The organism is Variovorax sp. 350MFTsu5.1 (assembly GCF_048302515.1).
Lineage (GTDB): Bacteria > Pseudomonadota > Gammaproteobacteria > Burkholderiales > Burkholderiaceae_C > Variovorax > Variovorax guangxiensis.
Genome location: NZ_CP157620.1, coordinates 1,887,892 through 1,901,171, shown reverse-complemented (window position 1 = coordinate 1,901,171; position 13,280 = coordinate 1,887,892). Strand labels below are relative to the sequence as shown.

Sequence of the window (13,280 nt, the reverse complement as noted above, 5' to 3'; positions counted from 1 at the left end):
CCCTCATGAAGCTGGGGTGGCCCGGATTGCCCCGCGAGCTCAAAGCGCTACATTTTTGAAAACGATGGAGGCGCCGACATGAACGACATCCGGTTCACACCCGACGAGCTGGCCACCCTGCGCGAGCACGGCATCGTGCTCTTCGCCGATCGCGTGATCTTCGAGGCACAGCCGCCGATGCCGCAGGAGGAAATCGACGCGGTGCAGGCACTTTGCTCGGGCCCTCTTCCCGAAGCGCTGGTCGCGCTCTGGCGGGAAACCGCTGGCGGGCGCCTCGACTACGACCTTTCGCTGGAGATGAACGGCAACCTCGAAGGCATCAGCTGGAGCGAGCTCTTCTGGAACGGCAGCGACGGCTACGACGACCTGCAGGGCTGGATCGGGCACGAGCAGGAACTGGCCCGCGAGGCCGCCGAGGAAGGCGGCACGCCCTGGAGCGGCAAGCTCACGCACCTGCCCTTCGGCGGCTTCGAGTACACCGACCGCATCTACGCGGTGGTCGAGCCCGGCGCGGCGCACGGGCAGATCGTCGCCTGGAAGAAGGGCCTGCCGCCCGCCTGGACGCACGCGCTGCACGAGGACAGCGTGAACACCATCGCACCGGACCTGCGCGGCGCCTTCGCGGCGCTGCGCCTGGACGAAGACCCGCTCGCGCCCACCAGCGACTACTTCTCGGGCCAGACGCTGCTCGCCTATCTCGACGACAGGCACGAGGAGCACGGTCTGGACTTCGACCTGATGGACAAGCTGGTGACCTTCTACTGCCGCGCCGTCGTCGACTGGCGCACGCCGCTGGCCGAAGGCACGCTGCGCCACAAGCCGCAGCTGGCGCGCGTGGCCCTGCGCCATGCGATCGGAACGGACGATGCCCGGCTGGTCGCCGAACTGGCCGCGGCGGGCGTGGCCTTCGACGGGCCGCAACAGGGCAGCGCGCTGGCCACCGACGTCGCCGTGGGCCAGGGCGCCTTCGCCGCCGCATCGGCACTGGTGCGCGCGGGTGCTCCGGTGGCAGCCGATGCGCTGCGCAACATCGACGGGCAGATCTCGCCCGAGCTCACAAGTGCGTTGCTTGACAACGGCGCCGAGCCCAACGTCGCGGCCATCGTCAAGTGCGCGGCCTGCGGTGCGCCGGCGAGCGCGCACCTGATCGCGGATGCCTGCGCGAAGGCGGGTATCGACGTGCCGCCCGCCTTCGTCGCGGAGCGCGACGCGATGCTGCTCGAACTGGAGACCGCGCTCGCGAAGATGCAGGGCGGCAAGTACGGCCACTATCTCGGACAGGAAGGGCTGGCCGAGCGCATCGAGCATCTACAGACCTTCAGGCTCTGAAGGTTCCTTCGCTCCCAGCCTCTGCTCAGCCGCCGTACAGCCAGGGCTGGTCGAGCAGCTTCGCGCCGAGCAGGCGCATCGCCATGTCGCGGCCCAGCCGCACCGGGCCGGTGGCGTGGAAGATCTCGCCGTTGCGGCGTGCGCGCGCCTGCACCTGCGCGTTGCGAGCCCAGCGCGTCTGGGCGTAGCGGGCGAAGGCGGCGGGCACGTCGGCCGCATCGCCATCGCCAAGTGCATCGGCGAGCGCCACCGCGTCCTCGATGGCCATGCCTGCGCCCTGCGCGAGGTACGGCACCATGGGGTGCGCCGCGTCGCCCACCAGCGCGACGCGTTCGTGCGCCATGTCGGCAGGGCCCGTCATCGGCGCGCGATCGCCCAGCGACCATGCGCGCCAGCCGGGCATGGCATCGAGCAGGGATTGCAGGCTGGCGCAGCTGCGGCCCATGGCCTGCTTCAGCGCGGTGATGCTGGTGGACTGGTCCCAGTCGCGCGCGTCGCCGGCCGGGGCGGATTCGGCGATCACGACCACATTGAGCCATTCGCCGCCGCGCACCGGATACGCCACCGCATGCAGGCGCGGGCCGAGCCAGACATCGACCCGGCCGCGCCGCAATTCAGCCGGCAAGGCCGACTGCTCGACCAGCGCGCGCCAGGCCGTGTGACCGGTGACACGCGGCGGCTGCGCCGCCGAGGGGCTGTCGAGCTGCCGCCGCACCATGCTCCAGAGGCCGTCTGCCCCGACCACCGCCTCGCCCTCCCAGGCGCGCGCGTCGGTGCTCGAGAGGCAGACGAGATCGTCGCTGGTCTCGACCTGCCTGATCTGCGCACCGGTCACCAGCGCGCCGGTGCCGCGCGCGCGCACGGACTCCAGCAGCAGGCCGTGGAGGTCGGCTCGATGAACGCAGAAGTAGGGCGCGCCGTAGCGCTGCTGCATGGTGTCGCCCAGCGGCATGCGGGCCAGCTCGGAGCCGCTTTCGGCGCTGTGGACCACCAGCGCCTCGGGCCGCGCCGCGATGGCCGCGAGCCCGGTGCCAAGGTCGAGTTTCTGAAGACGCCTCGTGGCGTTGGGCCCCAGCTGCACGCCGGCGCCGATTTCACCGAAGGCCGCAGCCTGTTCGAAGACGTCGGCCCGGTGCCGACCTTGTGCGAGTGCCAGCGCGGTGGCCAGCCCCCCGATGCCGCCCCCGGCGACGAGGATGTGCGCGGGCATCGGTCTCAGCGGCCGTGCATGGACGGGCTGCTGGCGACCTGTTCGGCTTCCGGTTGTTTGAGGGGTGCCTTGGGAGCGCAGCTGCCGCAGCTGTCGCACGAGCCGCAGCCCGAGGTCTTGGCCAGCGAGGCCGCCAGCTCCTTAGCGCGTTCTTCGTCGATCAGGCCCGCGCGCTGCGTGCCTGCCGCGAGTTTCTGGGCGGCGCCACGGCGCCACCCTGCGGGCATCCAGCGCCAGACCGCGTAGAACGCGGCGGCCGCGACGATCAATCCGACGATCAGTTGTTGCGTCATATCTCAAATACTCCAATCCCGAAGCCTACACCGCGGGGAATACCGCGGAACCGGCTTTGCCGGGCCGCAGGTATTGCCCCCGGAGAGGGGGTGGCGGCCACACGAAGTGGGCAAGCCTGGGGGTGCGCTTTTTTACCCCGCCCCGAGTGCCACTGCAACGTGGTAGGTGATGAAGCAGGCCATGTAGGCCAGCGCGAAGAGGTAGCCGGCCATGATCCAGACGTACTTCCAGGAGCCCGTCTCGCGCTTCACCGCCGCCAGCGTCGAGATGCACTGCGGCGCGAACACGTACCAGACCAGCAGCGACAGCGCGGTGGCCAGCGTCCAGCTGCCGGCGATGAGCGGCTCCAGCGCGCCCGCCACGTCGTCGCCCGTGGCCGACAGCGCATACACCGTGCCCAGCGCGCCCACGGCCACTTCGCGCGCCGCCATGCCCGGCACCAGCGCGATCGAGATCTGCCAGTTGAAGCCGATGGGCGCGAAGATGTGCTCCAGGCCGCGGCCGATCATGCCGGCCAGGCTGTACTGGATGGCCGGGCCGGTCGCGCCCTCGGGCGGCGACGGGAAGGTCGAGAGGAACCACAGCAGGATCGTCAGCGTCAGGATGATCGTGCCCACGCGCTGGATGAAGATCCATGCGCGCTCGTACAGGCCCAGCGCCAGATTGCGCAGGTTGGGCCAGCGGTAGGCCGGCAGCTCCATCAGCAGCGGCGAGTGCTGCGTGCTGTCGCGGAAGCGCTTCATGACCCAGGCCACGGCCATCGCCGAGACGATGCCGAACACGTACAGCGCGAACAGCACCACGCCCTGCAGGTTGAAGATGCCGCCCACGGTGCGCGCCGGGATGAAGGCCGCGATGAGCAGCGCATACACGGGCAGCCGCGCCGAGCAGGTCATGAGCGGCGCGATCATGATGGTCGTGATGCGGTCGCGCCAGTTGCTGATGGTGCGCGTGGCCATCACGCCCGGAATGGCGCAGGCGAAGCTCGACAGCAGCGGAATGAACGAGCGGCCCGACAGCCCCACCGTGCCCATCACGCGGTCGAGCAGGAAGGCCGCGCGCGGCAGGTAGCCCGAGTCTTCCAGCGCGAGGATGAAGAGGAAAAGAATCAGGATCTGCGGCAGGAAGACGATGACGCCGCCCACGCCCGCGATCACGCCGTCGACCAGCAGGCTCTGCAGCATGCCCTCGGGCATGTAGGCCTTCAGCAGGTTGCCCAGCCCCTCGGTGCCGGCCTTGATGGCGTCCATCGGCACGTTGGCCCAGCTGAACACGGCCTGGAACATCAGGAACATGGTGACGGCCAGCACCAGCATGCCCCACACGGGGTGCAGCACCACGCGGTCGATGCGGTCGCTGGTGGCGAGGCTGCCGACAGGTTCCTTCACCGCGAGCCCGAGGATGCGGCGCACCTCGCGCTGGGTGGCCAGCACGTCGTCGAGGTCCGGCGCCTGCCAGGGTTGCGGCACGGCGGTGGCCACGGGCGTGTCGAGCGCCTGGAGCAGGCCCTGCGCGCCGCCGCTGTGCACGCCGACGGTCTCGATGACCGGCACGCCCAGTTCGCGCGCGAGCACGGCCGTGTCGACCGCGATGCCCTGCTTCTTCGCCATGTCGGTCATGTTGAGCGCCACCACCATCGGCAGGCCGAGCCGGCGGGCTTCGAGCACCAGCCGCAGGTTCAGGCGCAGGTTGGTGGCGTCGGTGACGCACACCAGCAGGTCGGGCAGCGCTTCCTTGCTCTGGCCGGTGACGATGTCCCGGGTGACTGCCTCGTCGGCGCTCAGCGCGTTCAGGCTGTAGGCGCCCGGCAGGTCGAGCACGAAGACGCGGCGGCCCGAGGGCGTGCGCAGCGTGCCCTCCTTGCGCTCGACGGTCACGCCCGCGTAGTTGGCGACCTTCTGGCGGCTGCCGGTGAGCAGGTTGAACAGCGCGGTCTTGCCGCAGTTGGGATTGCCCAGCAGCGCGATACGGCCCGGCTGTGCGGTAGGCGCGAGGCGGCCCGGCCCCTGGATGACGGCTTCAACCATGGTTGGCGGCTCCCGGCGTGACGTGGATCAGCGCGGCCTCGTGGCGGCGCAGCGCGAAGGTGGTGTGGCCCAGGCGCACGGCCAGCGGCTCGCGGCCCGGAATGCCGCTGGCGACGATGCGCACCGCCTCGCCCGGCACGAAGCCGATTTCGGTCAGGCGCAGGACGAGCTCGCGGTCGTCGGCGCTCTCGGGGCGCGCCACGTCGAGCACGGTGGCCCACTGGTTGTTGGGAAGCTGGTCGAGGCGCAGGGCGACGGCGGTGGTCGGCGCCGCGCCGAAATCGTTGGTTCGCACGGTGGGGGCGGAGGCGCCCTGAATATCGGGCGCATCTGTAAGCAAAACCCAGATGCTAGCAATTCTCACTCGCGAAAACCTGACCAACCCCTCAGAAATGCGGGCTGCAGGGCCAGAAACACCGCGGAACCGGCTTTGCCGGGCCGCTGGTGTTGCCCCCGGAAGGGGGTTGGCGAAGCGACACGAAGTGCGCGAAGACTGGGGGCGAGCCTAGTTCAGCCCCAGCATGCCGCGCAGTTTGGAGAGATCTTCGGCCAGCGTGTTGACCCGCCCGGCCAGCAGCTTGCGGTCGCGCTCGCTGAGCTTCGAATAGGTTTCGAAGCCGCCGTCGGCCGTGCGGTACTTGGCCAGCGTGTCGAAAACCACCTTGAAGTTGGCCTCGGCCTTGTCCGAGAAGGCCTTGTTCTCCTTCACGACCAGCGGGCGCAGCAGTTCGACGATCTTGTAAGCGCCCTCGAAGTTCGACTGGAAGTCCCACAGGTCGGTGTGGCTGTAGCGGTTTTCCTCCCCCGAGATCTTGGTGGCCGCCACCTCCTCCATCAGCACGGCGGCGCCGCCCACCACTTTCTCGGGCGGGAAGGTGAGCGCGGCCAGGCGCTTCTGCAGTTCGAGCACGTCGGCCAGCAGCTTGTCGGCCACGGGGTTGAGCCCCTTGGTGCTCTTCTGCACCCACAGGCCGTGTTCGATGCGGTGGAAGCCGCCGAAGTCCGGGTCCTTCTCGGCCTTCTCGTGGTCGTCGGCGCGCGAATCGATCGCCTTGTCGAGATCGTTGAAGAGCTCGGCCACCGGCTCGATGCGCTCGTAGCTGGTGCGCGTGGGCGCATAGAGCTTCTTCGCCTTCTCGACGTCGCCGGCCTTCACCGCGGCGGTGAAGGCGCGCGTGTCCGCCGCCAGCTTGCGCACGTTCTCGGCGACGTAGATCTTGTAGTCGGAGATCGGGCCGACCAGTTCGAGCGGCGACACGGCGGCCTGCGCGCCAGCGACATGAAGCCCGGCGAAGCCTGCGACGAGAGTGGTGAGGAAGTGGCGGCGGAACTGCACGGTCATGGATCTCCTTGTTCTGGGCAGTGATGAAAATCTTGCGGGCCTCTGGCAGACCGGCCTTCAGGCGGACATCAGCGAGCGCCCCAGCCAGTCGCGCTCGTCCCGCACGCCCGGCAGCGTGAAGAAGAAGCCGCCGCCGATGGGCTTGATGTATTCCTCGAGCGGCTCGCCGTCGAGGCGCTTCTGCACGGCGATGAAACCGTTCTCGAGGTTGGCCTGGTAGCAGATGAACAGCAGCCCCATCTCGAGCTGGCCCGACTTGGTGACGCCGTTCGAATAGTTGAAGGGCCGGCGCAGCATCAAGTTCTTGTCCGAAGCCCTGGTGCGCGGGTTCGCCAGGCGGATGTGCGCATCCATCGGCGTGACCTTGCCTTCGGGGTCCTTCGTGTAGTCGGGCACGTCGTGCTCGGTCTTGCCGCCGTCCATCGGCGCGCCGGTGGGTTTCAGGCGGCCCATGATGGCCTCCTGCTCCTGCAGCGGCGTGCGGTCCCAGCGCTCGACGAAGTTGCGGATGATGCGCACCGCCTGGTAGCTGCCGCCCGCGGCCCAGGCCGGTTCGTCGCTGCCGGGCTGCACCCAGACGATGCGGTCCATGAGAGCGCCGTCGGCCGAATCGGGGTTGGCCGAGCCGTCCCTGAAGCCGAGGAAGTTGCGCGCACTCTCGGCCGGCTTGCCGGGCACGGCCGGAATCGGCGGCACCGTGCCTTCCTGCTTCCAGTGCAGCACCAGCAGGTCGGGCGTGTTCTTGATGATGTCGCGCAGCGCGTGGATGTTGGTGTCGGGCGTGTTGGCGCAGAACTGGATCGACAGGTCGCCGTGGCACAGCGCGGCATCGAGCGCGTCGTTCGGGTGGCGCTGCATTTGGCTCAGCCGCAGCGGCTTCTTCTTCGCGAGGCCGAAGCGCTCGTCGAACAGCGATGCGCCGACCGACACGGTCACGGTCAGCGCATCGGGCTGAACCACCGGCCCGAGGATGCCCGAGCCCGCCGGCGGCAGCCTGGGGTCGGGGTCCGTCTGCGGCCCGCCCTGCGTGAGGAAGGCGATGCGCTCGGTGAGCGTGCGGAACAGGCGCTCCAGGTCGGCGCGGTTCTCGGCCAGCACGTAGAACGACGCGATCATCCCGGCCGTCGGGCGCGGCGTCACGATGCCGGCCTGGTGCCTGCCGAGGAAGGGCACGCGGTCCTGCGTGTGAGTGCTCTGCGGCGCGTCGGTGACCTGCGCGCCGTTGTCGGGCGCGGCAGCACGGGTAGAAGTTGCAGCGAGGCCGGCGAAGGCTGCGCCTGCCGCGCCGAGCATGCGGCGGCGGTGCGGGGAAACGGGCTCGGGCTTGTTCGACTTGTCCATGGTGCTGTCTCTCAACTCATTCCAGACCGAGCGCCGCGTTCACCTTGCCGAGCTCCTCGGCCAGCGCGCGCACGGTTTCGGCCATCGCCTTTCTCTGCGCCTCGTCGAGCGGCGCGGGCTTGAAGCCCTCGCCCTCGCGGTAGGACCCCAGCGCGGCGTCGAAGGCAGCGAAGCGCTCGTCCACGCTCTTCTGCAGCGCGGGCGCGGCCTTCACGAGCAGCGGCTGCAGCAGGTCGGCGATCTTCTTCGTGCCCTCGTAGCTGCCCTGCAGGTTCGCGGCCTCGGCGTGCCCGTAGTGCTCCTCGCCGCCGGCCGGCAGGTTGTCGGCCACGCGGCGCAGCAGCTTCGAGGCCGAGCCCGCGAGCCGCTCGGGCGGCACGTTGAGCCCGCGCAGGCGCTCCTTGAGCACGCCGATGTCGGCGATGAGCCTGTCGGCGACGGGCGCCAGGCTCTTGGTTTCGTTCTGGCCGTACAGCCCGTACTCGATGCGGTGGAAGCCGGTGAAGCCCGGGTCGGCCTCTCGCTTCTCGAAGTAGTCGGCGCGCGCGTTGATGCGGGTGTCGAGGTCGGCGAACAACTCGGCCATCGGTTCGATGCGCTTGTAGGCCTGGTGCGCCGGCGTGTAGAGCGCCCTCGCCTGCTGCAGGTCGCCGGCCTTGATGGCGTCGGTCAACGCGCGCACCGCGTCGTCGAGCGATCCGGCTTCGAGCCGCAGGAAGGTCTGGTACTCGGCCAGCGCGCCCACGTAGTTGACCAGCGAGGGCCGGGCCGCTTCGGCGTCCGATGCGGCCGACGGCGTCACGCGCAGCTTGCCGCGCGGGTTGCTCAGCAGGCCGCAGGTGATGGCGAATTCGCCCGGCTGCAGCTTGACCGTCATGGTCTGCGAGAAGCCCGGCGCGATGTTCTCGCGCTCCTCCACCACCATCACGCCGTCGAGAATCTCCCACTCGAGCGCGCGGTTCGACTTGTTGACGATGGTGAAAGTGGTGCGCCCGGCCGGCACGGTGATCTCGTTGGGCTCGCAGGCGTTGCCCTGGATGGTGACGGTGACGGCGTTGTCGGCCGCCCTGGCAGGCGCCTTGCGCGCCTCGTTCGAGGCATACCAGAAGGCCGCGAGGCCGGCGACCACCAGCAGCGCCGAGGCGGCCACCGCCACGCGCATCAGGTTGGACGAAGAGGGCTTGTTGTCGGAAGAAGAAGAGGACATTGCAGGTTTCAGCGGGCCACGGCCGCGCGAGGCGCCGGCGCGGCGGCCGGGCGCAGGAAGAAGAACAGCGAGACGGCCAGGAAGGCCAGGTAGACGACGACCTCGCCCACCACCGGCGCGGCCTGGTAGCCCAGCAGGCCCGAGAGCACGGCGCCCAGGGGGCTGTCCATCGGCAGCGCGGTGCTCATGTCGAACACCACCGTCTGCAGGTGGTTCCAGACGCCGCCTTCGTGCAGCTTGCGCAGCACGCCGGCCAGCAGGCCCGCGGCCACCAGCAGGATGAAGAGGCCGGTGAAGCGGAAGAAGCGGCGCAGGTCGAGCCGCACGCCGCCCGAATACAGGCCCCAGCCGATCGCCACCGAGACCGCGATGCCGCCCAGCGCGCCCACCGGCGCCTCCCAGCCGCTGCTCTGCTGGAACACGGCCAGCAGGAAGAACACCGACTCCAGCCCCTCGCGCGCCACGGCCAGGAACACCATGCCGATCAGCGCCCAGCCCTGCCCGTCCGCGCCCTTGCCGAGTGCCTTGTCGATGGAGGCCTGCAGTTCGCCCTTGATGGAGCGCGCGGCCTTGCGCATCCAGAACACCATCGAGGTCAGCATGACCACTGCGATCAGCCCGACCACGCCCTCGAACAGCTCCTGCTGCTTCTGCGGGAACTCCGCCGCCAGCAGCTGCAGGCCGGCGCCCGCGAACAACGAGAGCGCGGCGGCCAGCAGCACGCCGACCCACACCGCGGGCATCAGCACGCCGCGTCCGCTCTGCTTGAGGTAGCTGGCAACGATGCCGACGATCAGCGCGGCTTCGATGCCTTCGCGCAGCATGATGAGGAATGGAATGAGCATCGGCTTCGGAAATGGAGGCGGTTGAGGCTCTCCGGAGCCGGCATGGGTGAGCGCGCGAGTCTGCGTTTGCCTTTGCTTCTGGCTCCACGGAGGAGCGTCCGAGCATAGCGCATCAAATAAGAAACATTCTCATTTGTGGACTTTTCTTGCCGAATGGTAATGATTGCCCTGCCCGCTTCGCCCTACCCGCTCCCGCCGGAGCGGCAGCGTCAGGAAACCAGTTCGGCGACGTGGGCGCTGACCGCGCCGCCGTCGATGCGCAGCTCGGCCGCCGAGATCGGCAGCCTGAACCGCCTCGGCCCCGCGCTACCAGGATTGACGTAGAGCACGCCGTCGCGCTCCTGCACCTTCGGCTTGTGCGAATGGCCGGAAACCACCACGCGCACGCCCGCCGCGCGCGGGTCGATGTCGATCTGCGCGAGATCGTGGATGGCGTAGAGGCGCACATCGCCGAAGGTCACCAGTTCGGTCTCGGCGATGCGATCGGCCCAGGCTTCGCGGTCGTTGTTGCCCCGCACGACCGTCAGCGGCGCGATGCGCGCCAACACTTCGAGGATGCCGGCGTTGCCGATGTCGCCGCCGTGGACGATGAAGTCGCTGCCCTCCAGGAAGGCGAGCGCCTCGGGCCGCATCAGCCCGTGGGTGTCGGAAATCAGGCCGATGCGAATCATGGAGAAGAAGGAGCCGGCGCGGACGCAAGATGCGCCTGCGCCCGCCCCAGCGGCCGCTCAGGCGGCCAGCAGCTGCCGCAGCACGAAGGGCAGGATGCCGCCGTGCTTGTAGTAGTCGACCTCGATCGGCGTGTCGATGCGCAGGCGCACCGTCACTTCCTGGTGCGAGCCGTCGGCGCGGTGCACCACCAGCTTCACGTCCATCTGCGGCTTCAGCTCGCTGCCGATCACCACATCGATCTGCTCGTTGCCGGTGAGGCCCAGCGTCTGCCATGAATCGGCGCCGCGGAACTGCAGCGGCAGCACGCCCATGCCGACCAGGTTGGCGCGGTGGATGCGCTCGAAGCTGCGCGCCACCACGGCCTTGATGCCCAGCAACTGCGTGCCCTTGGCGGCCCAGTCGCGCGAGGAGCCGGTGCCGTACTCCTCGCCGCCGAACACCACCGTGGGCGTGTTCTGGGCGATGTACTTCATGGCCGCGTCGTAGATGAACATCTTCTCGCCCGACGGCTGGAACAGCGTGACGCCGCCCTCTTCCTGCGTGCCGTTGGCATCCGGCGGAATCATCAGGTTCTTGATGCGCACGTTGGCGAAGGTGCCGCGCATCATCACGTCGTGGTTGCCGCGGCGCGAGCCGTAGCTGTTGAAGTCGGCCTTGGACACGCCGTGCGCCTTCAGCCAGATGCCCGCGGGAGAGCTTTCCTTGATGGAGCCGGCCGGCGAGATGTGGTCGGTGGTGATCGAGTCGCCGAACAGCGCCATGATGCGCGCGCCCTTGAAGCCCGCATCCGTGGAATGCGGCTCCATCTTGAAGCCCTCGAAGAACGGCGGCTCGGCGATGTAGGTCGACTCCGGCCAGTCGTACACCTGCCCGGTGGTGCCCTTGATGCTGCTCCAGAACTTGCCCGGATCGGTCTTGACCTTGTCGTAGTTCGCGCGGAACGATTTGGCGTTCATCGCGTAGCGCAGGTTCTGGTCGATTTCCTTCGGCGTGGGCCAGATGTCGCCCAGATACACGTCCTTGCCGCCCTTGCCCTTGCCCACGGGCTGAGTCATCAGGTCGGTCATCACGTTGCCGGCGATGGCGAAGGCCACCACCAGCGGCGGCGAGGCCAGGAAGTTGGCCTTCAGGTTCGGATGGATGCGCGCCTCGAAGTTGCGGTTGCCCGAGAGCACGGCCGCGCCGACCAGGTCGTTCTTCGTGATGGCTTCGTTGATCTCGGGCGTGAGGTCGCCCGCGTTGCCGATGCAGGTGGTGCAGCCGTAGCCCGCGAGGTAGAAGCCCAGCTTCTCCAGGTACGGCAGCAGGCCGGCCTTCTCCAGGTATTCGGTGACGATGCGCGAGCCAGGGGCCAGCGAGGTCTTCACGTGCGGCTTGACCGAGAGGCCCGCCTCCACCGCCTTCTTCGCGAGCAGGCCGGCGGCCAGCATCACGCTCGGATTGGAGGTGTTCGTGCAAGAGGTGATTGCGGCGATCAGGACGTCGCCGTTGCCGATGGTGACTTCGCCCTTGGGCGCGGCGGGCGCGCTGGCGCTCACATGCGCGGCAGCCTTGGTCGAGCGGTTGGCCACCATCTCGACCACGTCCAGCGGCGCGCCCGCGGGCGGCGGGGCGGCTTCCTCGTCGCCGCTCTTGCCGGCGGCGGCCAGCGGATAGCGCAGCTTGAGCTTGTCGGCCGGCTGGTTGAAGCCGTTGGCGTCGTTGGGCTTGCTGTAGAGCTCCGAGAACTTGGTGGAAAGATCGCCGAGGTTGATGCGGTCCTGCGGCCGCTTCGGGCCGGCCAGGCTGGGCGACACGGTGCCGAGGTCGAGCCTCACCACCTTCGTGTAGTCGATGTCGCCGGGGTTGGGCATGCCGAACAGGCCCTGTGCCTTGTAGTAGGCCTCGAAGCGCTCGACCTCTTCCTTGGTGCGGCCGGTGCCTTCGAAGTACGCCACCGTCATCTCGTCGACCGGGAAGAAGCCCATGGTCGCGCCGTACTCGGGCGCCATGTTGCCGATGGTCGCGCGGTCGGGCACCGCGATGGAAGCGGCGCCCGGGCCGAAGAATTCGACGAACTTGCCCACCACCTTCTCGGCGCGCAGGATCGAGGTGACGTAGAGCACCAGGTCGGTCGCGGTGACGCCTTCGCGAAGCTGGCCGGTGAGCTCGAAGCCCACCACGTCGGGCGTCAGCATGTACACCGGCTGGCCCAGCATGGCCGCCTCGGCTTCGATGCCGCCCACGCCCCAGCCGACCACGCCGATGCCGTTGATCATCGTGGTGTGGCTGTCGGTGCCGACCAGCGAGTCGGGGTAGTAAGTTGGTTTGTCTTCCTTGTCGTTCGGGCTCTTGTAGACGCCGCGCGCGAAGTACTCGAGGTTGACCTGGTGCACGATGCCGAAGCCCGGCGGCACCACGCGGAAGGTGTCGAAGGCCTGCATGCCCCACTTCATGAACTGGTAGCGCTCGTTGTTGCGCTGGAACTCCAGCTTCATGTTCAGGTCAAGCGCCTTCGGCGTGCCGTAGTGGTCGACCATCACCGAGTGGTCGACCACCAGGTCGACGGGCACCAGCGGCTCGATGGTCTTGGGCGACTTGCCCAGCTTGCCGGCCACGCTGCGCATGGCGGCCAGGTCGGCCAGCAGCGGCACGCCGGTGAAGTCCTGCAGCACGACGCGGGTGACGACGAAGGGAATCTCGTCGACGCGCTCTGCATTCGGCGCCCAGTGGGCCAGCTCTTCGACGTGCTTGGCCGTGACCTTCTGCCCGTCGCAGTTGCGCAGGACCGATTCGAGCACGATGCGGATGGAGACCGGCAGGCGGTCGACGGACGGGTATTGCTTGGCCAGCTCCTTCAGGGACCAGTATTTGCCGGACTTGCCCGACGGGGTCTTGAAGGACTTGAGGGTGGACGCAAAGGCATGCGCCGGGGCTTTGGCCATGGAGAGACTCCTGTTTGTTCGTGGAAGCCTCTCAAGGATAGCTGGGATGAATGTCAACCGTTGTAGTCGGTCTTCTCTCGAAGCGCCTC

11 protein-coding genes are annotated in these 13,280 nt (G+C 68.6%); 1 reads left to right on the top strand and 10 read right to left on the bottom strand.

Features of this window, described 5'->3' with window-relative positions; translation table 11 throughout:
* The first annotated feature begins 78 nt into the window (after positions 1-78).
* The gene (locus tag ABL843_RS08310) at positions 79-1,329 is read left to right on the top strand and encodes an SMI1/KNR4 family protein (protein WP_418119551.1); all 1,251 of its coding nucleotides are present in this window, start codon (positions 79-81) and stop codon (positions 1,327-1,329) included.
* A gap of 25 nt (positions 1,330-1,354) precedes the next feature.
* Here the strand turns inward: ABL843_RS08310 and ABL843_RS08305 are convergent, their stop codons facing one another.
* The 10 genes from ABL843_RS08305 to ABL843_RS08260 all read right to left on the bottom strand — a co-directional run bounded on the left by ABL843_RS08305 (position 1,355) and on the right by ABL843_RS08260 (position 13,191).
* Positions 1,355-2,539, bottom strand: coding sequence for an FAD-dependent monooxygenase (locus tag ABL843_RS08305; RefSeq protein ID WP_418119550.1), 1,185 nt, complete (start codon positions 2,537-2,539; stop codon positions 1,355-1,357).
* 5 nt (positions 2,540-2,544) lie between these two features.
* Positions 2,545-2,832 carry a DUF6587 family protein gene (locus ABL843_RS08300; RefSeq protein WP_418119549.1) on the bottom strand — a complete coding sequence of 96 codons (288 nt, stop codon included), beginning with the start codon at positions 2,830-2,832 and terminating at the stop codon, positions 2,545-2,547.
* A gap of 132 nt (positions 2,833-2,964) precedes the next feature.
* Positions 2,965-4,860 carry a ferrous iron transporter B gene (gene feoB, locus ABL843_RS08295; protein WP_418119548.1) on the bottom strand — a complete coding sequence of 632 codons (1,896 nt, stop codon included), beginning with the start codon at positions 4,858-4,860 and terminating at the stop codon, positions 2,965-2,967.
* Entirely contained in the window at positions 4,853-5,155 is a 303-nt protein-coding gene (locus ABL843_RS08290) for a FeoA family protein (protein WP_126022700.1), read from the bottom strand. Before ABL843_RS08290 ends, feoB begins: the two co-directional genes overlap by 8 nt.
* A gap of 210 nt (positions 5,156-5,365) precedes the next feature.
* The gene (gene efeO, locus ABL843_RS08285; RefSeq protein ID WP_418119547.1) at positions 5,366-6,202 is read right to left on the bottom strand and encodes an iron uptake system protein EfeO; all 837 of its coding nucleotides are present in this window, start codon (positions 6,200-6,202) and stop codon (positions 5,366-5,368) included.
* Positions 6,203-6,259: 57 nt separating this feature from the next.
* On the bottom strand, positions 6,260-7,543 hold the full coding sequence (gene efeB, locus ABL843_RS08280; protein WP_126022698.1) for an iron uptake transporter deferrochelatase/peroxidase subunit: 1,284 nt from the start codon (positions 7,541-7,543) through the stop codon (positions 6,260-6,262).
* 16 nt (positions 7,544-7,559) lie between these two features.
* A complete protein-coding gene (gene efeO, locus ABL843_RS08275) occupies positions 7,560-8,750 on the bottom strand; it encodes an iron uptake system protein EfeO (protein WP_418119546.1) in 1,191 nt (396 codons plus the stop codon).
* Between the two features lie 8 nt (positions 8,751-8,758).
* On the bottom strand, positions 8,759-9,595 hold the full coding sequence (gene efeU / locus ABL843_RS08270; protein ID WP_418119545.1) for an iron uptake transporter permease EfeU: 837 nt from the start codon (positions 9,593-9,595) through the stop codon (positions 8,759-8,761).
* Between the two features lie 209 nt (positions 9,596-9,804).
* A complete protein-coding gene (locus ABL843_RS08265; protein WP_418119544.1) occupies positions 9,805-10,266 on the bottom strand; it encodes a metallophosphoesterase family protein in 462 nt (153 codons plus the stop codon).
* Between the two features lie 57 nt (positions 10,267-10,323).
* Positions 10,324-13,191 (bottom strand): aconitate hydratase, encoded by a 2,868-nt coding sequence (locus tag ABL843_RS08260; protein WP_184635580.1) that lies wholly within the window; start codon positions 13,189-13,191, stop codon positions 10,324-10,326.
* Positions 13,192-13,280 lie beyond the last annotated feature (89 nt).

What these genes read in the sequence shown, in the direction of transcription:
- efeO (WP_418119546.1), bottom strand. Translation starts at nt 8,750, where the DNA reads ATGTCCTCTTCTTCTTCCGACAACAAGCCCTCTTCGTCCAACCTGATG.
- ABL843_RS08310 (WP_418119551.1), top strand. Translation starts at nt 79, where the DNA reads ATGAACGACATCCGGTTCACACCCGACGAGCTGGCCACCCTGCGCGAG.
- efeB (WP_126022698.1), bottom strand. Translation starts at nt 7,543, where the DNA reads ATGGACAAGTCGAACAAGCCCGAGCCCGTTTCCCCGCACCGCCGCCGC.
- efeO (WP_418119547.1), bottom strand. Translation starts at nt 6,202, where the DNA reads ATGACCGTGCAGTTCCGCCGCCACTTCCTCACCACTCTCGTCGCAGGC.
- efeU (WP_418119545.1), bottom strand. Translation starts at nt 9,595, where the DNA reads ATGCTCATTCCATTCCTCATCATGCTGCGCGAAGGCATCGAAGCCGCG.
- ABL843_RS08265 (WP_418119544.1), bottom strand. Translation starts at nt 10,266, where the DNA reads ATGATTCGCATCGGCCTGATTTCCGACACCCACGGGCTGATGCGGCCC.
- ABL843_RS08300 (WP_418119549.1), bottom strand. Translation starts at nt 2,832, where the DNA reads ATGACGCAACAACTGATCGTCGGATTGATCGTCGCGGCCGCCGCGTTC.
- ABL843_RS08260 (WP_184635580.1), bottom strand. Translation starts at nt 13,191, where the DNA reads ATGGCCAAAGCCCCGGCGCATGCCTTTGCGTCCACCCTCAAGTCCTTC.
- feoB (WP_418119548.1), bottom strand. Translation starts at nt 4,860, where the DNA reads ATGGTTGAAGCCGTCATCCAGGGGCCGGGCCGCCTCGCGCCTACCGCA.
- ABL843_RS08305 (WP_418119550.1), bottom strand. Translation starts at nt 2,539, where the DNA reads ATGCCCGCGCACATCCTCGTCGCCGGGGGCGGCATCGGGGGGCTGGCC.